Raw genomic sequence first — 21204 nt, forward strand, 5'->3', positions numbered from 1 at the left:
AAGTTTCGCTTCATAGCTTTTCTGCTTTTTTATTGGTTTGAAAAATAGTATTTTGTAGTTTTAAATCGACAGCTTGAAAACCAATATCAAATCGAAATTATATACCCATCTGGTTTTTTGGATATTGTATTATATCCTTGAGGCTTATCTTGATTTCTATTGGTCGCGGTATCAGTTTCCGGATTTCAAATGGCAGATCAGGCTTCAGAACACCCTGACTCTTGAGTTGGGATATTTTTTAGTTAAAGTCCCTCTTGCCTACGCGTTACTCTATGTTTACGAAAAAACAGGCATCAGTAAGATTCTCAAGTATCTTTTTTCTATTCTCATTGTGATCTTTGCCGTGTTGGGACATCGGTTTTTCACGCATTATATCATTTATCCTTACATATACGGGGTTACGGAAACCCTTGACGGGAAACAACCTTCGGGGTTTATCAACGGACTTGTTGCTTTCAATTCATTCATGGACCTTATTTTTATGGTCGGATTGGTATTCGGAGTTGAAATTACCCGGCAGAAGAACCTTCTCAAGAACCAAATATCCATGCTGAAATCGGAAAAACTGGATCAGGAACTCACCATGCTGAAAGCCCAGATCAATCCGCATTTTCTGTTCAATACGCTTAATAACATCTACGGAATGGCCCTGAAAAAGGCCGATGAGACCCCAGACGTCATTCTCCAGCTTTCCAAAATCATGCGTTATAATATCTATGAAGCAGCTGAACGACACATTTCCATTGCAAAAGATATTGAGAACATTAAAGATTTTATTGAAATTCAGAAAATCCGTCACCGGCGGCTTTTTGTTAATTTTAAAGAAGACATCGATAATCCCTCGCAGGAAATTTCACCGTTGATACTGATTCAGTTTATTGAAAATGCATTTAAACATGGCGTATCCGAAAGTCTGGGCAACTCATTTATACATATAGATATTCGCCTGAAAAACGGCATCCTCCATTATTCTGTAGAAAACTCCAAAGAACAGATAGCCGGTGATTCTACTAAAATAGGATTAAAAAATATCCGCAGACAACTGGAATTATTGTATCCGGAACATATCCTTTCTGTGGAAGATAAAAATGATCGGTATAACGTTAAACTAACCATTGACCTCAATGATACATTCAGCATCTAAAAAATACAACTGCATTATCGTGGAAGATGAGCCCATTGCAGCTGAAATTCTGGAAAATTTTGTAATCCGGAACGAAGAACTCAACCTTGTTGGAAAATGTACCGATGCTGTACACGCAAGCAGCCTTTTAAACATTCATGATGTAGATCTTATGTTTCTGGATCTCAACCTTCCCGTTATAAAAGGATTTGATTTTCTGAAAAAATTAAAAAAACCTCCCTTTGTCATTGTAACCACAGCTTATCATCAATATGCAGTAGAAGGGTATGAACTCGATATTGTGGATTACCTGATGAAACCCATTCCTTACGATAGGTTTGTTACTGCCATCAGTAAATTCAGACACATTATGGAATCCGAAGAAGCTTTACTGGAAATTGCCGACCGTGATTACATTTTCATTAACAGCGGAAAAAAACAGGTTAAGATCACACTTCAGGACATTTTTTATATTGAAAGTCTGCGCGAATATATCAATATTCATACAAAAGCAGAAACGCTCACCTTTAAAATGCCCATCAGTAAAATTGAAAAAAGCCTACCTTCAAAAATATTCTTCCGTATTCATAAATCCTATATTGTTTCTAAATTAAAAATAGAAGTTAAATCAGCCAATATGATTCAGATAAACGGTAAAAAGCTTCCCATAGGCAGAACGTATAAACCATTTGTTGAATTGTAGCATTCTTTAAGCCTTTATTCTGTAATGGTATTATTTTTCCGGCCTCCAGTTTTAGTAGACGTTATCCAGCTGTTGATATATACATTTCATTAAAATATTCACCAATTATTGAATTTTGACTCATAACAGTTAAAAAAATCAATAATTATGAATTACCGGATAAAGCTTCTCAGCGCAGGTGTCGTCTTTTTTATAGGACACGGGCTTGTTTTTGCACAGGGAAAGCAAGATACCATTAAAACCCAGGATATAGAAGGTGTGGTGGTAACTGCTTTAGGAATAAAGAGAGAAAAAAGATCTTTAGGATATTCTACCCAGGAAGTAAAAGGCGAAGAAATCAATAAAAATCCTACTACCAATTTCATTAATAATCTATCCGGTAAAGTGGCTGGTCTTGAGATCAAGCAGTCTACCAACTTCGGAGGATCAGTCAATGCTGTTTCCAGGGGATATAAATCTATCCTTGGAGATAACCAGGCTTTGTTTGTGGTAGATGGAGTTCCCATCATCAACAGGAATATCAATTCCCCGCTTCAGGTAAATGGCTTTGGAGGCTATGATTACGGCAGCCCGGTTTCCGATATCAATCCCAATGATATTGAAACACTCAATGTATTAAAAGGAGCTGCAGCCACCGCATTGTACGGATCCAGGGCACAGAATGGAGCCATAATCATCACAACGAAAAAAGGCAGGAAAAATACCCGGGGGATCGGTCTGGAATACAGTGGAAGCATTTCCGTTTCTACTGTGGATAAGTCAACCTTTCCAAAATATCAGACAGAATACGGGCAGGGATACGATGGAAACTTTTTCAATTCTTACCAGGGGCATCCGATTTCCTCTTTTTCAGATTCTTCCTATGGAGCGCCATTTGATCCTAACCTTCTGGTGTGGCAATATGATGCATTTATTCCCGGTTCACGTAACTTTGGAAAGAGAACACCATGGGTAATGGCCAAAAACGGACCGGTAACTTTTTTTGAGAAAGCAATTAATCAAACCAATAATATCGCACTAAGCGGGGGAAATGACCGTGCTACATTCAGATTAAGCTATTCCAATATCAATGCAACAGATATTCTTCCCAACTCTTCCCTGATCAAAAATAATTTCGGAGGCAGTGCGTCGTATAAAATAACGGATAATCTTACCGCTACAATCTTTGCCAATTATGTAACTCAAAATACCAAAGGCCGGAATTCTACGGGTTACGGGGATAATATTATGGGTAATTTCAGGCAGTGGTGGCCTACCAATGTCGATATTCAATACCAAAAATATCTTTATGAAACATTTAATAAAAACTATACCTGGAACATCCTTTCTCCTGATGATTTACGTCCGGGTTATTGGGATAATCCTTATTTTACACGCTATAAGAATTATCAAAACGATAAAAGGGATCGTTTTGCAGGAAACTTCAGCCTGAGCTATGATCTTTCCAAAAGCATCAATATCCTGGGAAGGGTGGGTATCGACGGATATACGATGATTACAGAAGAACGGAGAGCCAAAGGTTCAATACCTGCATTCTTTAGTTTTAATCCTATTGAACAGCCTTCCGGATACGCTATTACCGATTTCCGCTTTACAGAAACCAATTACGACCTTATCGCAACCTACAAAAAGAATATTGGAGAAAATTTTAATATCCAGGCACTGATCGGGGGAAATATCAATGTCCAGTCCAGCTATTCCAATGCCCAGACCACATCCGGAGGATTGTACATCGATGACCTGTATACCATTTCCAATTCTGCAGCAACACCTGCAAAACCTCTTATATCGGATACATCAAAATATGTTTACGGAGCGTTCGTCCAGGCTTCCTTAGGATATAAAAACACGTATTACATTGAAGGGACTTTCAGAAGAGACCAATCCAGTTCATTGCCTAAAGGAAAAGAAGCTTACTACTATCCATCCGTTTCAGCCAGCATGGTATTTTCCAATCTGCTGCAACAAAAATGGCTGAGTTTTGGAAAGGTAAGGGCTGCCTACGCAGAAGTAGGTTCTGACACCAATGCAGATCAGTTGAGAAACAGGTTCATTGTTCAGTCATCCTTTGCAAACAATCCTGTATATTCTTACAATACGGTCTTGCGGAATGCCGACCTGCTTCCGCAAAAGCTTAAAAACCTTGAATTGGGTACCAATATGCAGTTCTTTAAAAACAGAATAGGTTTTGACGTTGCCTGGTTCAAAAATATTGCCTTTGATCAGATTTTACCACTTCCTATTTCTCTTGCCAACGGCTCCGGAAGCAAAATTCAGAATACAGGGGAGCTTACCACCAAAGGATTTGAAGTCTCATTCAATATAAGTCCTTTAAAATTGAATAACTTCAACTGGGATATGAGCATCAACTGGTCCAATCCTAAAACAAAAGTTACCGCCTTAAGAGAAGGGACAGAAAACATTTCAATAGGAACGCTTCCGGGAGGGATTTCTATCAACGCACCACTTAATGAGGAGTATGGAAGCATCTGGGGAGCAGATTTTGTGTATGATCCTAATGGAAATAAGATCATAGGAAAAAACGGGGCTTACCTTCACACGGATGATACCAATCACAACCTGGGAAGTTTCCAGGCTGACTTTATTGCCGGACTCAACAATTCTTTTACCTATAAAAATTTTAATGTAACCTTTCAGATCGATTGGAAAAAAGGAGGAAAGATCTTCTCGCTGGACCAATATTTCGGCTATGGAACAGGACTTTATCCCGACTCTGTGGGATTGAATGATTTAGGTAATCCTATAAGAAACACATTATCTAATGGAGGAGGAGTTATATTACCCGGAGTGATGGAGGATCCTAATAATCCGGGACATTATATTCCCAACACGATACGTCTGGATCGTTCCAGATCCAGCCAGATCATTGAAACCGACCCACCTTCTTCTGCCTTTGTTTATGATGCCAGCTTTATAAAGCTCCGCCAGGTATCCGTTTCTTATACTTTCGATAAGAAATCTCTGGGAAATATAGGTATTCAGAGTCTCACATTAGGTGTTGTGGGAAGTAACCTCTGGATCATCCATAAAAATCTTCCTTATTCAGATCCCGAAGCAGGTTTGTCATCGGGAAATATTCAGGGATATCAGTCCGGAGTGATGCCTGCAACCAGAAATTTTGCATTTAACCTGAAAGTTAATTTTTAAAAACTATGAAAATGAAAAATAAAATAATGATAAGCTCTATACTATTTTCGGTATTAATGGGCTGCACATCGGAGGATGTAAATAATGATCCCCATGTCACTTATAACACGATCCCGGAAACTCTTATTACTTATGCAGAAAAGGAACTGAGCGATTATATGAACACTCCCAGTGTGAACGAAAATAATTTTCGCCTTATTATGCAGTATTGGCAGGAAACCGTTTATGTGAATGAAAGCAACTATAATTTTACAGCAAGAAATGTTTCCAATAATGTATGGACGGATAATTATGTAAATGTGCTTAACAGCCTCAATAAAGCTAAGGAACTGATAGAGCAGTACCAGCCTTCCGCTTCCGAAGTGACCAGCTGGCAGGCTAAAAAGCAGAATCAGCTGGCCATTATTGATATTTTATCAGTTTATACATTTCAGACTTTGACAGACACTTATGGAGATATTCCGTACAGCCAGGCTCTCAACAATGAAAAATACCCGCTTCCGGTTTATGACGATGACCAAAAAATTTATGAAAGCATTATTAATCGCCTTATGGCGGACATTAACAGACTGAAGGAAGGAGAAGGGACTTTTGGCTCCGGAGACATTTTGTATGGTGGAGATATCGCAAAATGGAAAAAATTCGGGAACTCGTTACTTCTGAAACTGGGAATCGCTATTTCCGATATTGATGCAAACCTGGCCAGGACAGCAATCAATACAGCGATTTCCGGAGGAGTAATTACGGATCAGTCTCAGAACTGTATTTTCAGATACCTTGCGGAGACACCCAATTTCAGCCCTATATTCGAAAATCTGGCTAATAATGGAAGAAACGATTTTATTGGAGGAAAACCTTTTATAGATTATCTCAATGCTAATTCCGACCAAAGGGTAACCAAGTACTTCAGAGATGTAAACGGAGTTTATCTGGGACAGACCATTGGAGCTCCCGGAAACTTTTTCGCCTTTTCGTCTCCCGGAATCTTTGCTTATATTCCGGTGACTCCGGGAAACCTGATGACGCATACAGAAGTAACATTTTATCTTGCAGAAGCAGCTGCCCGGTTTGGAATCGGAGGAAATCCGGAGACGCTTTATAAAGATGCTGTCCGGGCCTCATTCCTGGAATGGGAACTTTCTGCCCAGGAGGCTGAAACTTACCTGACAGCCCACCCTTATAACCCCAGCAATTGGAAAAAATCAATCGGAGAACAGGCATGGATTGCTCTATATAATCATCCTGTAGTAGCATGGAATTTTTACCGCAGGCTGGATTATCCCGCTCTTCAGGCTCCTCCTACCGCCATTAACAATGCAGAAGGAAAAGTCCCTGTAAGACTGCAATATCCATCGCTTGAAGCAACTACGAACGGAACCAATTATTCCAAAGCCGCCACCGCTATCGGAGGAGATAAATTAACGACTAAAATCTTCTGGGATATCCATTAAACAGCATTTATAAATTCACACAATCAACTTCATATTAAATTTTTTCAGTTGTGATTTTAGCCTGCATGACTCATGCAGGTTTTTTATTAAAACTTTTATAGACCGGACTCTTGTATTCGTAGATCATTTTATTTTTTTACACACCAATTGATCATCTTTGAACTGTGAATCAGGGTTTGCAAAAACACTATCATACCTTATTTTTCCAAAGAACATAACAATATATAGGTTAGTATTCACGCTGTGAATCGTTAAGGCTTAATGAGTTTTCAGACTCTTAAGCCTTTTTTTTTGTCCTGTAATAATTCATGATCCGTAGAGTAAAAAAACAAACATGTGAGGCATAAATTGATGTTCGATTAAAAAAAACATTAATTTTGTATATTATTATGTTTCAACGTAAGTACATATTGATTTTTATTCTATTGGGATTTTTATTCATGCCCAAGCAAATCTATGCATGTGCTGTAAAAATTTCCTTACAAGAGAAATCGCATTGTGAACTCAATATTTCAAAATCTATTAAAAAAGATCAGTGTAATTCCTGTGGTTCTAAAAAATGTCCAGGAAAATGCAATAATCCTTTATGCAAATGCCCGGCATCCAATTTAAATCCAACTTTACCGGACAGACATGATTTTAGTTTTCTTACAGTAGAAGTCTTTTCTCCTGTTTCTTTTTTAACTTATGAAAGTGCTGTTTCTAAAGGCTTTCAATCCATTTGGTTAATCCCTAAAATAGGCTAGATCCTGTATTTTATAGCCTAAAGTGTGCCTTTTTGTAAGGATACACTTCAATTTTTTTCCATTCAATTTATTAACTGAAACAACAGGAATATTCCTTTTGTTCACAAAATACTCTATACAATGAAATCAATATCAAAAATATGGATAGCATTCAGCTTGCTGTTTTCATTAGCAATCTATGCCCAATCTCAAAATATAAAAACAGAAACCGTAAAGATCTATGGGAATTGTGACATCTGTAAAGCGAATATAGAAAAAGCGGGAAACCTAAGAAAAATAGCCACAGTAAGCTGGAACAAAGATACCAAAATGGCTACTTTAACCTACGATCCTCAGAAGACCAGTCAGGACGAAATATTAAAAAGAATAGCTCTGGCAGGGTATGACAGCGAAAAATTTTTAGCTCCTGACAATGCTTATGCAGCATTACCGGAATGTTGTCATTACAAAAGGGATTTAAAACCCGCTTCTCAAAATAAGGCTATGGACATGAATATGAAGACTGACCATATGAACCATGACCAGAAAAAAACGGAAGAAAACGACATGATAGCTACCCAGAATACATCTCAGCTAAAAGCTGTTTTCGACAACTACTTCTCTTTAAAAAATGCACTGGTTAAAACAGATGCCGATAATGCATCAACTAAAGCTTCTGAACTGTCAAAAGCAATTAAAGCAGTGGATATGAACCAACTTTCAAATGAAGAACATATGGTCTGGATGAAAGTAATGAAGGACCTGACCCTTAATGCAGAAAAGATTTCCTCTGCTAAAGATGTTGCCAAACAAAGAGAAATATTTGCTGTATTATCTAAAAGTATGTACGACCTCGCAAAGGTATCCAAACAGGGTAATCCTATATATTATCAGCATTGTCCTATGTACAATAATGGGAAAGGAGCTGATTGGCTGAGCCTGGAAAATGAGATCAAGAACCCTTATTTTGGTTCTCAGATGATAACTTGTGGCAGCACAGTAGAAACACTTGGTAACTAATAAACAATATCAGTTATGGATAATCAATCAGATCATCACGGAATGCAACATAAAAACCATACAGGAATGTATAAACGATTTATCATGATGGCTGTTGCTATGTTTGTTGCCATGTACTTCATGATGTATTCAATGATCGACGGAATACAAAATCTCATTCCCAATATCAATAACTTTTATATGACCTTGCTTATGGTATCCGTCATGTTAATTATTGAATTATTGATCATGAAGGATATGTATAAAAACAAGAAAATCAATGGGATCATCATTGTATTTTCTCTTGCTTTAGGCATTTTTTCCTGGTTCGGAATCAGAGAACAGATTATGGTGGATGATAAAGAATTTGTAAAGGGAATGATCCCTCATCATGCAGCCGCTATTCTTATGTCAGAAAAGACAAAACTTACTGACCCGGAATTGATACAACTCCAAAAAAACATATTGGAAACCCAGGCCAATGAAATCGAACTCATGAAGCGGAAGCTGGAAGAACTCAACAAAAAATAAGGTAAAACTCATATTATAACAATTATGAAATCAAAAAAATTTAATAGTACCTATACCATGAAAAATATATTCTTATCAATCAGTGTTGTCTCAATGATGGCAATTACTTTATTCTCCTGTACAAAATCACCGGATAAAAATGCGGAACAACATACTGACCGTGCTTCTTCTGCAACAGAAACACAATCAGCCGCCCAATTAGAAAATACCAATACAGCAGAACAAATCAACAATAAATCAAATGAAAAGACAGCTGTCAAAGACCCTGTTAACAATTTTTCTATAGATCCTTTAATCAAAGATTATTTAATTTTAAAAAATGCACTTGTTGCCGATAACGATCAAGCTGTTGCTACTGCCGGAAAACAGTTATTAGCTACCCTAGAGAAGGTAGATATGAAAACTATCCCTGCAGATAAGCATAAAGCATATATGGAAATTGCAGAAGACGCTAAAGAGAATGCGGAGCATATTGGAGATAATGCAGGAAAAATAGATCACCAAAGGGAACACATGATGTCATTAAGTAATGACATGGCTGATCTTATTGCAACATTTGGAACGACCCAAAAATTGTATCAGGATTACTGCCCGATGTTCAACGATGGAAAAGGTGCCATCTGGATCAGCGAAGCAAAAGAAATTAAAAACCCTTATTACGGTAATAAGATGCTCACTTGTGGTTCCGTAAAAAAGGAGTTTTAAAATGAAGAGAGTACTAAAGATTTTTGCAGCTATTATGCTGCTGGTTTTTATTGCTGTACAATTTTATCAGCCTGCCCGGAATGCAGATAAAGGGCAGGTTTACAAAACCGATTTTATAAAGACCCATAAGACAATGCCCGTTGAAGTAAAAACCCTATTACAGACCTCGTGTTATGATTGTCATAGTAACAATACCAATTATCAATGGTACGATTACATACAGCCTGCACGAAGTTTAGTAGACAAGCACATTAAAGATGCAAAAGAGGATTTGAATTTTAACGAATGGGCCACTTACTCGGGTCGAAAGCAGGAAAGATTAATAAACTCAATTAAAAAACAGATTGAAACTAAAAAAATGCCAATGTCATCCTACACGCTTATGCATAAAGATGCAAAACTGAATGACCGGCAGATAAAGCTGATAACAGATTGGCTGGAAAAGCAAGAATAAGTTTCATATAAAAGAAATATACAATGAATATATCCCAAAATATCTCGTTAAAGGTACTTCTGACAGTATTTATACTCCTGTGCTCGAAGACTATTTTCGCGCAAAAAGTCGTCCGTTACGAGCTATATGTAAAAGATACCATAGTTAATTACGCAGGTAAAGAAAAAAGAGCCATTGCAGTAAACGGGCAAATACCGATGCCTACATTGACCTTTACGGAAGGTGACATTGCTGAAATAGTGGTCCACAACCAGTTAAAAGAAAATACTTCGCTGCACTGGCACGGAGTCTTTTTACCCAATAAGGAAGATGGTGTGCCTTTTCTCACCCAAAATCCAATAAAACCAGGTGAAACCTACACTTATCGCTTTCCAGTGATTCAAAACGGTACTCATTGGTACCATTCCCATTCAGGAATGCAGGAGCAAATTGGTATGTATGGGAGCCTCATCCTGAAAAAGCGTGAAGAGGATAAAAGATTTAGAAAAGGAATCGACGATTTGCCAACCGTTCCTGTTATTTTAAGTGAATGGACAAACCTTAATCCGGACAATATTCACAGAATGCTTCATAACGCCAATGATTGGGCAGGAATAAAAAAGAATGCAACACAATCTTATGTCGAAGCTATCAAGGAAGGTTATTTTAAAACCAAAATCGCCAATGAATGGAAGCGTATGACAGCAATGGATGTAAGTGATGTGTATTACGATAAAATATTAATGAACGGGAATAACGCTACAGATTTAAAAACCGTTGATGGTAAAACATTAAAAGCCGGCGATAAAGTAAGGTTACGAATATCAAACGGTGGTGCATCATCTTACTTCTGGCTTCGCTATGCAGGAGGAAAAATAACGGTTGTCGCCAACGATGGAAATGACGTTGAACCGGTAGAAGTCGACCGTTTGATCATTGCCGTCTCCGAGACTTATGATGTAGTTGTAACAATTCCTGAAGATGGTGTTTCTTACGAGTTTTTAGCTACTACTGAAGACAGAACCCAGTCAGCCAGTTATTACATTGGAAATGGGATAAAACAGCTTATTTCACCACTTCCAAAATTAAAATATTTTGAAGGAATGAAAATGATGAACGGGATGATGAAAATGAACGGAGACCTGAATGATATGGGCATGAAAATGAGCTTAAACCAAATGGATATGAATGTCGTGATGTATCCCGAAATTACAGGAGAAGCTAAGAAAAAAGGCAAGCAAAAGGAAGAACCCAAAGAAGACCACAGCAAACATACCATGAATATGGATATGGATAATGATCCCAACCGGTATAATGCCAATGCTTTGGGTGACATTAAAACGCTAAACTATGCCATGCTACAATCTCCTTTCGATACCACGCTTCCGAAAGATGCCCCGGTAAAAGAACTCAGGTTTACGCTTACAGGAAATATGAATCGATACGTATGGAGCATGGACAATAAAGTTCTTTCCGAAACAGATAAAATTCCGGTTAAAAAAGGAGAGATCCTACGTATTACGATTTATAATAATTCCATGATGAGACACCCGATGCACCTGCATGGATTTGATTTCAGGGTGATCAATGGTAAGGGGGAAAAGTCTCCTCTGAAAAATGTTCTCGATATTATGCCGATGGAAACCGATACCATCGAATTCCTGGCCAATGAAGAAGGGGACTGGTTCTTCCATTGTCATATCCTTTACCATATGATGTCCGGAATGAACAGGGTATTTGCCGTTGGTGATTATAAGAATCCTTTACTCCCAGACAAGGAAAAAGCCTATATGGCTTTGCAGATGGAAAGCAATATGCCACACTTTATGGCGCAGAATGATTTTGCTACCAATGGTAATGACGGGCAGGCCATGCTGCAGAATGCAAGATGGTCTTTAGGAACGGAATGGCGTCTGGGATACAACAGCATGCACGGTTATGAGGTAGAAACCCATCTGGGCAGGTATATAGGTAAAATGCAGTGGTTTATGCCGTTTATTGGTTTTGACTACCGTTACCGGAAAATGGGAATCGACGAACACGAAACCAATATCTTCGGGCAAAAAAACGAAAAAGATAGCCGTAGGGCATTCAGTTTAGGTTTTATGTACACTTTACCGATGCTGGTTAATTTTCAGGCAGAAGTATATCATGATGGTATTGTGCGTCTGCAGCTCATGCGTGAAGACATTCCGATCTCCAGAAGATTGAGAGGAGACTTCATGATAAATACCGATAGGGAATATATGGCAGGGCTCAGCTATATCATCAACAAAAATATCAACATCCGAACCCATTATGATAGTGATATGGGCTTTGGAGCAGGTATTACCTTAAATTATTAAAGGTGGCACTTTAAAAACAAAACGGCTCGGGAGCTTTGCTCCCGAGCCATTTTTATTGAATGAATATATGCCTGAAATCCAGAATATTTTAACCCTTGGGGCATAATTCTTGTACGAATTGAATACACCACAAAAAAAAAGTAAATATGGAAAATCAAGAAACCGTAGCAGTCCTTAACGATCTGCTGCACATCAGCAACGACCGGATTGCCGGATTTGAAAAAGTAGAAGGAAAGGTATGGGAGTCTTATCCGGACATCAAAGATGATTACGATAAGATGATCACCCAATCAAAAATCATGAAAAATGAACTGATCAACCTGATTACCGAAAAAGGAGGAACTCCCGAAGATTCACCTTCTGTTGCAGGATCACTTCACAGAACATGGATTGACATTAAAAACTCTTTTCTCGTAGGGGATAAGGTAGAATCTACCCTGGAAAATGTTGCTTTTGGAGAAAAAGCGGCAATAGAGGCCTATCAACAAGCTATCGATAGCGGACACCTTTATGATAAGAGCCTGGAGACCGTAAAAGAACAACTGCACAACATAAAACAGTCCTACGCCCAGTTTAAAAAAATGGGGGATTATAAGAAAAAGGATTAACTAATATATACTATTCACGAACTGATAAGGACCATGAAAATAGCTACGTATAATGTAAACGGAGTAAATGGGCGGCTGCCTGTTCTGCTTCGCTGGTTACAAGAAGCACAACCGGACGTGGTATGCCTCCAGGAACTGAAGGCGCCACAGGAACGTTTTCCCCTGAAAGAAATAAATGATGCAGGATATAATGCCATCTGGCATGGCCAGAAAAGCTGGAATGGAGTAGCCATACTTTCAAAAGGATATGAAATCACAGAGGTTCAGAGGGCTTTGCCAGGGGATCCGGAAGATGTTCAAAGCCGCTATATCGAAGCAATCATTGATCAGATTGTTATTTGTTGTTTGTATCTCCCCAATGGCAATCCTTATCCGGGACCAAAATTCGAATATAAACTGGCATGGATCGATCGCTTGAAAAAAAGAACAGATGAGCTTATAAAAATGGACCTGCCCGCCATTGTTATTGGTGATTTTAATATTATTCCAACGCCATTTGATGTACATAAACCCGAACGATGGGAAAATGATGCATTATATCGGATCGAAGTAAGAAAAGCTTTTGAGAAAATGCTTAAAAAAGGTTGGCTTGATTCTATCAGAACCTTGTTTCCTGAAGAAAAGATCTATACGTTCTGGGATTACCTCTACAAAGCATATGACCGCGATGCCGGAATCAGGCTTGATCATGTTCTGTTGAGCCCTTATCTATCATCCAGGTTAAAATCGGGCGGTGTTGACCGGCATGTTCGTGGCTGGGAAAAGAGCAGTGATCATGCCCCGGTGTGGATAGAATTAGAAAAAGAAGGGAAACAATAACCCTATCTTTCCTGTTATCTTTTATTCCAGGCATATTAATAATAAATCTTTTAATTTTAGTTAAAAGATTTTTCGTAATATTATAGAACGTTTTATAAAATACAAACACATGAAAAATACAAAATTATTACTGGCAGTAATGATCACTGCGACGTTTACCACTACAGGATGGGCTCAGAAAACAACTCCAAAAGTAGCAGGTGGGGATAAAGACCAACACGGGTGCATCGGTTCAGCCGGTTATACCTATTCCGTTCTAAAAGATGATTGCGTAAAGCTTTTTGAAGAAAAGATACAGCTGAGAGAAGCTAATCCTCAGAAATCCTACGTTTCCAATGCTGTAGTTATCTTGAGTAAAGACAAGAAAAAGGCGGAATTGTTCCTTCCTGAATCCAAGGGAAGTATCATTCTCAACAGAACCCTTGAATACTTAAACACATCGGTGTATAAAAGTAAAAAAGGAACGTATAACCTGAATAAAGAAAAGGATAGTTATACACTCAGGAAAGGTAAGAAAATCATTTACAGTATTTAAAAAATAAAGCCTGCCGGTCAGGCTGTTGATGACCAGAGCCCGTTATTTGCTGATAACGGGCTCTGATTTTATTTATTTTTCTTTAAGATCTTTTTTAATCTGCTTCTCAGCATTTTCAGCTTTTTTTTCCTGTGCTTCCTTCTCTTTACGCTGCTGCACTCTGGATTTTTTTTCAGCACGCCTTTCCTGGCGTATTACTTTATTCGATTTCGTGTTATACAAAGCATCAACGATTCCTTGTCCGGTTTTACTGAAGATTTTTATTTTAGGTTTGTCATGGGTCCCCGTTACAACTACCGGAAAGCCGATCCATCCTCCCGGAGGAAGACCTATTCTTACCCGCAGATCCAGTAAACCGTTGAAACTTGTTGTTCCACTGATAGAAGGTCTTAGGACAGATACTTTAAAGGTGAATTTATCAACGTGGATCAGGTTATTTTTGATCACGGTTTCGATATTAACTCCTTTCATATCCGGATTATTAAAAGCGTTTGCACCAACATTATCACCAATTACCGAAAGCATCTTAAGATTTTTTACCTCTACATCCCGAAGGTTTACGATACCACCCCCTTCAAGGGACGGATAAATAGGCCTCATATTTTTATCAAAATCTCCTTTAAGTTTATAATCAAGAGACACAATCCCTTTTACATTCTTAGCAGCAGTAACCATTTCCCGGACCATATCAATTTCTTTATAAGCCCTTTGTACATCAAAATCCAGTACCTTAAGCACAATGTCATAATTAGCCGTTAATGGAGATTCGTCCTGATAACGTGCATCAATATTCATGCGGCTTCCAATGATATCAAAAGAAGTATTTTTAAGATACACCTGACCCGTATTTACAGAAGCCAGACCTTGAAGATGATTGAGATCAAGTCCCTTAAATTCGACTTTTTTAACATGAGCTTCCAAAGAGACATCAAGGTTTTTCGGAATAATTACCACACCGCTGCTTTTAGGATTTTCAACTTTTGCATATTCCACTTCAATCGATTTATCTGCATTATCTCCATCCTTAAGTGCCATGAACTCGTCAATAAGAATATAATTGGAGTTTAACCCAAACTTTCCGTGAAGGGTCCCCTTTCTTTCAATAAAATAGTTGATCGTATTGAGCAGATATCCGTTTAATGCAAAATCCGATTTTCCATAAGTGGCCAAAAACTTTCTGAACCACATTTTCTCATTTTCAAACTGAAAATTTCCTTCTTTGATATAAAATGATTTGGGAAGATACGATGTAGTAGCCTTTATATTTTTAAGAATCAAAGTTCCTTTATTATCCAGCTTACTGTATTGGCCGGTAGTTGCATAGCTCTGACGTCCGTTCAGGGAAAGATCCGCCATAATCAGTCCGCTTACATCAAATCCTTCTTTTGCAAAAACTTTATAGATTCTGCCCACATTCAAAACACCTTTTGCTTTAACTTTATAAAGCAGATCTTCAAAATCATGCAGATCAGCATTAACATAGACAGGATTCCCTTCAAAATCAAAACTAAAAGGATCCAATTTCACTCCAAGGCTTTTAAACGTTCCGTCTGTATTATTAATATTGGCGGTCAGGTTGATATTCTGAATAGGGTTGGGGTAATATTTCGTCTTCAGCCAACCCTCTTTTAAATGAAGATAACCCTCCGTCTTTGGGAATAATTTTTTATCCAGGCTGAAGATCCCGTTTGCCTTGATATTCGTATCCATAAGCCCACGAACATCAATATTCTTCAAACCTAATGCCTGATCAAGAGTCTGAAGATCAACAGCGCCTTTTACATCGGCATTCACCATCATTTCATTAAGTCCTTTCGTTCTTACCACCGCACGGAAATTATTATTTTTACCCAGATCAAAACTCAGATTCCTGAGATTCAGATTCATCTGTTCCGTATCTAATGAAGGAAGATCTACCATAAGATCCATATTCAGGTTATTCATAGGAACAGGAGCTTTTCCATTGGAGACAAATCCATCTTTTACCAGCAGTCTGGCATTTAACCTTGGTTTCAGCTTTTTAGGTTCACTGAATCTTCCTTTCAGGCTGAAAAACAGATCGCTGTTTCCTTCAATTTTAGTGTCTTTTGCCCAGTCCAGATATTGCGGCGGCAGTACCGAGATCATATCGCGAATCGTTGTCTTTTCAGATGCAGCATTGATGTCGAGATTATATCCGTCTTTCAAAATACTAAGAGAACCTGTAAATTTTAAGGGCAGATCATTGATCCTTAATTCGTTTTTCCTTAATACAAAAGTTAATGCATTCGTATTGATCCGCGTAATGAGATCTGCACGCAAACTTTTTTGTTTGGCGTAATAGATTCTATTGAGGGCAAAGTCTACTTTATTGATCTCCAGATCGGTTTGCAGATCAAAAATATCTTTGCTGAATCCACCTTTACCTGTGTAATTCAAGCCTTTGGCATCTACCAGCACTCTGGCAGAATGATCATTGTATTTGATATTCCAGTTTCTGAATTTGATAAGGTCCAGCTTTATAGATGCTCCTTCTTCTGTACTATCCTTAGGTGTTTGTGAGGACTTGGAAACATAAACATTATAGTTGGCTTCTCCTTTACTGTTGACGAAAACATTCGCGTTGGCATCCGTTACATATATTTCATCAATCTTCACCTCACGGTCAAAGATCAGGTTTTTAAGATTGATTCCCACGGCCACTTCTCTAGCGGCAAGTAGAGTATCTTCCTGAAATGGCTTTGAACCTTTCAGGATAAGCTGATCCACAGAAACCGTTAGCGATGGGAAATGCCTGAAAAAGGAGAGGTGGGTCTTTTTATAATCCAGTTTACCCGCAAGATGTTTATTGGCAAATATTTTTACCTGCTGGGAAATAGTTCCCGGAAACAATATAGGGATGATGAACATCAGAAAAAGAATGGATGCTATAGAAATTCCCAGCCATTTCAAAACTTTCAAAATTATTTTTATAAACTTTTCCATAAAATTGCTATTATAATTTTGATTTCGATATTATTTTCCTCTTATGAGTAAATAATAATTAACAACCATCTAAAATCAAGCCATTCATCACTAAAGCACTGTTTCAAACATGTAAACAAATACTTCACTATAAAAACAACAATACATTAATAAACAAATAATTACAACAATAGATTGCAATCAAATTATAGTTTATATGATCTATGAAAGTTTACAATAATTTTAACAAAAAAGTACCTCTAGGAGGTACTTTTAAATTCTATAAATTCGAAAGAGTTTTAACTCTAAAACAATTTAAGTCCTACAATTCCAACTACAATCAGCAATGCAGACAACAATCTGAAGATATTAGCCGAATCCTGAAAGAATATAATCCCTATCAATAAAGTGCCTACCGCACCAATTCCTGTCCATACCGCATAGGCTGTCCCAATAGGAATGGTTTTCTGTGCATACCACAGCATAGCACCGCTGATCGTCATACAAATGACAGATAGAAAGATCCATCCGAATTTATTGCTATCAGCCTGTTGCGACATTTTGATTCCCAAAGGCCATCCGATTTCAAAAATCCCTGCGATAATTAATGCAATCCAGTTCATAATTTATTATTTTTTCATCTGTTATACTGTTCTCAAAAAGTAGGATTGGAAATACACCAATCCTACCAAACATGATTAAATTAGAATGAACCTTTCCGGCATGAAAGGATAGACTGTACAGATTTTTATTGATTCTTAACCATGTTTGCCAATCATAAAAACTGAAAACTTTGAGTAATGAAGTGTACAGCATTTTTACTTTGTAAAAGTAATAGTAAATACTAGTTTTCAACAGATTAAATAAAGTGATCTGACATAATCCGCAGGTGAAGTGTAGTTTTCAACGGATGAAACGTCACATATATATTTACTGTAGATCTTCCTTTTTTACACAATAGCAGATTTAGGGAGAATAGCTTATCTTTAGGTAAGTATTTTCATTTTTAGCATTACCATGGGAAAATCAACGGAATCACTTGAGGAATTTTACAAACATAAGCTTACGCATCTTTCCCAGAGTCCAGGAAAGGACAGTGGTCTATTCAATATTTTTAGTATTGAAGAAAATATGATTAACGGAACAAGTTCACCAAGCTATATCCGGAGAACCTTTTACAAGATCATGCTTTTTAAAGGGAATAATGTATTCCATTACAGTGACAAAAGCATACCAGTTGAAGGAGATACTTTATTATTCTTTGATCCTAAAATGCCTTATACTTACGATCTTTTGAAACCCGAAAGCAGCGGATGGTTTTGTGTCTTTAAAGAAGAGTTTTTTCAGGATACCCAGCGGATCAACCTCAGGGAACTGCCTTTATTTTCAGGGGCAGACCATCCGGTATTTAAACTCAATTCCGAAGAGTCTGAAGAAATACGTATGATCTTCGAAAAAATCTATAAAGCAAATAATACAGAATACATCTACAAACATGAACTGATCAAAAGCTATATCAGTGAAGTGATCTATCTTGCCATGCAATTCCGTCCCAGTGAAGATATTTCTTTACATTCCGATTCAAATTCGCGCATTACGGCTCTATTCCACGAACTGCTCGACAGAGAGTTCCCGATAGAATCCAAAACAGACCGGTTCGAGTTAAGATCTCCGCGTACAATTGCCGAAAGGCTTTCAATCCATGTCAACTCACTCAACAGAGCTATAAAAACTGTAACAGGCCTTACAACTACGGAACACATTTTTGCTAAGCTCACTGCAGAGGCTAAATCCCTGCTAAAACATACCCAATGGAATATCGCAGAAATAAGCTATGTTCTGGGGTTTGAAGACCAGGCTCACTTTAATAATTTTTTTAAAAAACAAACGGGTATGAATCCATCTGCCTTCAGACAGGTTTGAATCTGACAAAAAATGGTTTTAATATCACAAAGTAAGGCCGGGTAACGGGATCTACCTTTGTAAAAAAAAAGAAATCATGACAGGTACAAAAATCTGGTATATCACCGGAGCTTCAAAGGGGATGGGGTTTGCAGTAGCTCAACAATTATTAATTAAAGGCCATTGCGTTGCCGCTACATCCAGGTCTGTAAGCTCATTAGAACCACTTTTTCAGTATGGAGAAAAATTTCTTCCACTGGAAGTTGACCTTAAAAAAGAGAGTTCTATTGCTCAATCCCTTAAGACAACCTATGAAAAGTTTGGGAGACTGGATGTTGTGGTCAATAATGCCGGGTACGGACTTGGCGGTGCGTTGGAAGAACTTACGTCAGAGGAAATTAATGACAATTTTGAAGTCAACTTTTTTGCTGTCGTTAAAGTTCTTCAGCAGGCTTTACCGTATTTAAGAGATCAGAGATCAGGGCATATTATTAATATTTCATCTATAGCCGGCTTTGCTCCCGGAACAGGCTGGTCGATGTATAGTGCTACAAAATTTGCAGTTAGCGGACTTTCTGAAGCGCTTTCGAATGACCTTAAACCTTTTGGCATCCATGTAACGAATGTACTTCCCGGGTGGTTCCGGACAAATTTTGCCAATACAGATTCCATAGCTTATAATAAAAACAGCATAAAGGATTATGATTACATTCGGGAGGCTCATGAAAGAATGAATACTTTGAACGGAAACCAGCCGGGAGATCCGGATGAAATAGCAGATGTATTTTTAGAAGTAGTTAATAACCCTGCACCAGCTGTCAATTTATTTTTGGGCAGCGATTCTTTCAACAGAGCTCAAAGTAAAATAGAACAGCTTTCCCAGGAAATGAGCAGATGGAAAGATATTTCTTTTTCTACAGATTTTCCCGGATAAAAAACTAAGTTATCAAGACCCTCCATAAACCAGCAAGCTTTTTTATGGAGGTTGTTTTATATAAAACAGGAGCGGACCATTAAAAATTTCTAAATTGCGATCATCAAACAATAACATCCAGTTCTTACAATGCTGACCGATATTATAGCAAAGGATCTCAATATTATCTTCTGTGGAATCAATCCGGGCTTAAAATCTGCGGACGATGGCCACCATTTTTCAGGCAGAAGCAATCGTTTTTGGAAGGTTCTTCATCAATCCGGTTTTACTCCCTACCAGATTGAAGCAGTACATGATACCACGATTCTGGATTTTGGATATGGTCTTACTACGGCTGTAGCAAGACCCACATCGCGGGCAGATGAGCTTTCAAATGAGGAATTCGACCAGTCTCTTGAAATTTTTAAATCTAAAATCACAACTTTCCACCCCAAATATGTGGCTTTCCTGGGGAAGGCAGCCTATCAGGCCTTTTCTGGAAAAAAACAAATCTCATGGGGAAAACAATCCGAGGATTTCTGCGGAGCTAAAGTCTGGATATTACCAAATCCAAGTGGCCTGAACCGTAGCTTTACCTTTGAAGATCTTGTTCACTCTTATTCAGAATTGTATCACGAAATTCAAAAGTAAAAAGTACTTATATAAATTTTTATATTTTATTTGGCTTGCTTACATATTGATTGCCTTTCACAAAAAACCTCCAGGGCAGAAGGGCATCTTCCTGGGCATAAGCAACTCCTACACGTGGAGATGCCACGATATCATCAGGCGAATAACGAATACCATGATCTTCGATCCAGATTTCTTCCCCTGTCAAATCTTTTTTATTGAATGTGCGGTCAATTCCCAAAGCTTTGGCTGCTGAACCCGGTCCGGAAGAGATCGCTGCTTTTGTAAAAGGCATATTTCTTCTTTGTTCCATAATTTCTTTCCCTACCAATGGTTCGACTGCCCTTACTAATACCGCGTGCGGCTCATCACGTACCGAGCTTACAATATTGAAGAGATGGTGAATTCCATAGCACAGATATACATACGAAACACCTCCTTCATGATACAGTGTTTCTGTTCTGTCTGTACGCCGTCCTCCATAGGCATGGGAAGCCTTGTCAAGAGCACCGAAATAAGCTTCAGTTTCAACAATAATACCTGCCGTCACCTGATCACTGATCTGCGTGAAAAGCACTTTTCCCAAAAGGTTTTGAGCGAGAAATATAACGTCCTGGTTCTGATAATAGGAGAGTGGTAGTTTCAAAACAATGGTTTTAAAATTTAATACA

At 38.0% G+C, this 21204-nt stretch carries 19 protein-coding genes; 16 read left to right on the forward strand and 3 right to left on the reverse strand.

Going from position 1 to position 21204, the window contains the following annotated elements; all coding sequences use genetic code 11:
- Nucleotides 1-73 precede the first annotated feature (73 nt).
- From AC0INN_RS06610 to AC0INN_RS06670, 13 genes are all read left to right on the forward strand, one after another.
- A complete protein-coding gene (locus AC0INN_RS06610; RefSeq protein ID WP_273648079.1) occupies nucleotides 74-1144 on the forward strand; it encodes a sensor histidine kinase in 1071 nt (356 codons plus the stop codon).
- Nucleotides 1125-1826 (forward strand): LytR/AlgR family response regulator transcription factor, encoded by a 702-nt coding sequence (locus AC0INN_RS06615; protein WP_273648080.1) that lies wholly within the window; start codon nucleotides 1125-1127, stop codon nucleotides 1824-1826. Before AC0INN_RS06610 ends, AC0INN_RS06615 begins: the two co-directional genes overlap by 20 nt.
- Before the next feature lie 147 nt (nucleotides 1827-1973).
- Nucleotides 1974-4994, forward strand: a complete 3021-nt coding sequence (locus AC0INN_RS06620) for a SusC/RagA family TonB-linked outer membrane protein (protein ID WP_306612400.1) — start codon at nucleotides 1974-1976, stop codon at nucleotides 4992-4994.
- Between the two features lie 11 nt (nucleotides 4995-5005).
- Nucleotides 5006-6445 (forward strand): SusD/RagB family nutrient-binding outer membrane lipoprotein, encoded by a 1440-nt coding sequence (locus AC0INN_RS06625; RefSeq protein WP_273648082.1) that lies wholly within the window; start codon nucleotides 5006-5008, stop codon nucleotides 6443-6445.
- Nucleotides 6446-6885: 440 nt separating this feature from the next.
- Nucleotides 6886-7191: a hypothetical protein gene (locus AC0INN_RS06630; RefSeq protein WP_172282584.1), complete on the forward strand. Its 306-nt coding sequence runs from the start codon at nucleotides 6886-6888 to the stop codon at nucleotides 7189-7191.
- 120 nt (nucleotides 7192-7311) lie between these two features.
- Nucleotides 7312-8190 carry a DUF3347 domain-containing protein gene (locus AC0INN_RS06635; protein ID WP_273648083.1) on the forward strand — a complete coding sequence of 293 codons (879 nt, stop codon included), beginning with the start codon at nucleotides 7312-7314 and terminating at the stop codon, nucleotides 8188-8190.
- Between the two features lie 15 nt (nucleotides 8191-8205).
- The gene (locus AC0INN_RS06640; protein ID WP_306612403.1) at nucleotides 8206-8700 is read left to right on the forward strand and encodes a DUF305 domain-containing protein; all 495 of its coding nucleotides are present in this window, start codon (nucleotides 8206-8208) and stop codon (nucleotides 8698-8700) included.
- Between the two features lie 24 nt (nucleotides 8701-8724).
- Nucleotides 8725-9405 (forward strand): DUF3347 domain-containing protein, encoded by a 681-nt coding sequence (locus AC0INN_RS06645; protein WP_306612405.1) that lies wholly within the window; start codon nucleotides 8725-8727, stop codon nucleotides 9403-9405.
- A gap of 1 nt (nucleotide 9406) precedes the next feature.
- A complete protein-coding gene (locus tag AC0INN_RS06650) occupies nucleotides 9407-9859 on the forward strand; it encodes a heme-binding domain-containing protein (RefSeq protein ID WP_306612406.1) in 453 nt (150 codons plus the stop codon).
- Between the two features lie 23 nt (nucleotides 9860-9882).
- On the forward strand, nucleotides 9883-12183 hold the full coding sequence (locus tag AC0INN_RS06655) for a multicopper oxidase domain-containing protein (RefSeq protein WP_306612408.1): 2301 nt from the start codon (nucleotides 9883-9885) through the stop codon (nucleotides 12181-12183).
- Nucleotides 12184-12329: 146 nt separating this feature from the next.
- A complete protein-coding gene (locus AC0INN_RS06660) occupies nucleotides 12330-12791 on the forward strand; it encodes a PA2169 family four-helix-bundle protein (protein ID WP_306612410.1) in 462 nt (153 codons plus the stop codon).
- A 33-nt stretch (nucleotides 12792-12824) separates the two neighbouring features.
- Complete coding sequence (gene xth / locus AC0INN_RS06665) at nucleotides 12825-13610, forward strand: exodeoxyribonuclease III (RefSeq protein WP_306612412.1); 786 nt, start codon at nucleotides 12825-12827, stop codon at nucleotides 13608-13610.
- 109 nt (nucleotides 13611-13719) lie between these two features.
- Nucleotides 13720-14145 carry a hypothetical protein gene (locus tag AC0INN_RS06670; protein WP_172282569.1) on the forward strand — a complete coding sequence of 142 codons (426 nt, stop codon included), beginning with the start codon at nucleotides 13720-13722 and terminating at the stop codon, nucleotides 14143-14145.
- A 72-nt stretch (nucleotides 14146-14217) separates the two neighbouring features.
- On the opposite strand, the gene AC0INN_RS06675 is transcribed toward AC0INN_RS06670, so the two are convergent.
- Nucleotides 14218-17109, reverse strand: coding sequence for an AsmA-like C-terminal region-containing protein (locus AC0INN_RS06675; RefSeq protein WP_306612415.1), 2892 nt, complete (start codon nucleotides 17107-17109; stop codon nucleotides 14218-14220).
- 284 nt (nucleotides 17110-17393) lie between these two features.
- Nucleotides 17394-17711, reverse strand: a complete 318-nt coding sequence (locus AC0INN_RS06680; RefSeq protein WP_273648090.1) for a DMT family transporter — start codon at nucleotides 17709-17711, stop codon at nucleotides 17394-17396.
- 394 nt (nucleotides 17712-18105) lie between these two features.
- Between AC0INN_RS06680 and AC0INN_RS06685 the strand changes: the two genes are divergently transcribed.
- From AC0INN_RS06685 to mug, 3 genes are all read left to right on the forward strand, one after another.
- The gene (locus tag AC0INN_RS06685) at nucleotides 18106-19011 is read left to right on the forward strand and encodes a helix-turn-helix domain-containing protein (protein ID WP_273648091.1); all 906 of its coding nucleotides are present in this window, start codon (nucleotides 18106-18108) and stop codon (nucleotides 19009-19011) included.
- A gap of 76 nt (nucleotides 19012-19087) precedes the next feature.
- Nucleotides 19088-19924 (forward strand): SDR family NAD(P)-dependent oxidoreductase, encoded by an 837-nt coding sequence (locus tag AC0INN_RS06690; RefSeq protein ID WP_306612418.1) that lies wholly within the window; start codon nucleotides 19088-19090, stop codon nucleotides 19922-19924.
- A gap of 129 nt (nucleotides 19925-20053) precedes the next feature.
- Nucleotides 20054-20554 carry a G/U mismatch-specific DNA glycosylase gene (gene mug, locus AC0INN_RS06695; RefSeq protein ID WP_273648093.1) on the forward strand — a complete coding sequence of 167 codons (501 nt, stop codon included), beginning with the start codon at nucleotides 20054-20056 and terminating at the stop codon, nucleotides 20552-20554.
- Nucleotides 20555-20573: 19 nt separating this feature from the next.
- On the opposite strand, the gene AC0INN_RS06700 is transcribed toward mug, so the two are convergent.
- A complete protein-coding gene (locus AC0INN_RS06700; protein WP_273648094.1) occupies nucleotides 20574-21179 on the reverse strand; it encodes a DNA-3-methyladenine glycosylase in 606 nt (201 codons plus the stop codon).
- Between the last annotated feature and the right edge of the window lie 25 nt (nucleotides 21180-21204).

It is taken from the genome of Chryseobacterium subflavum (genome assembly GCF_055762745.1).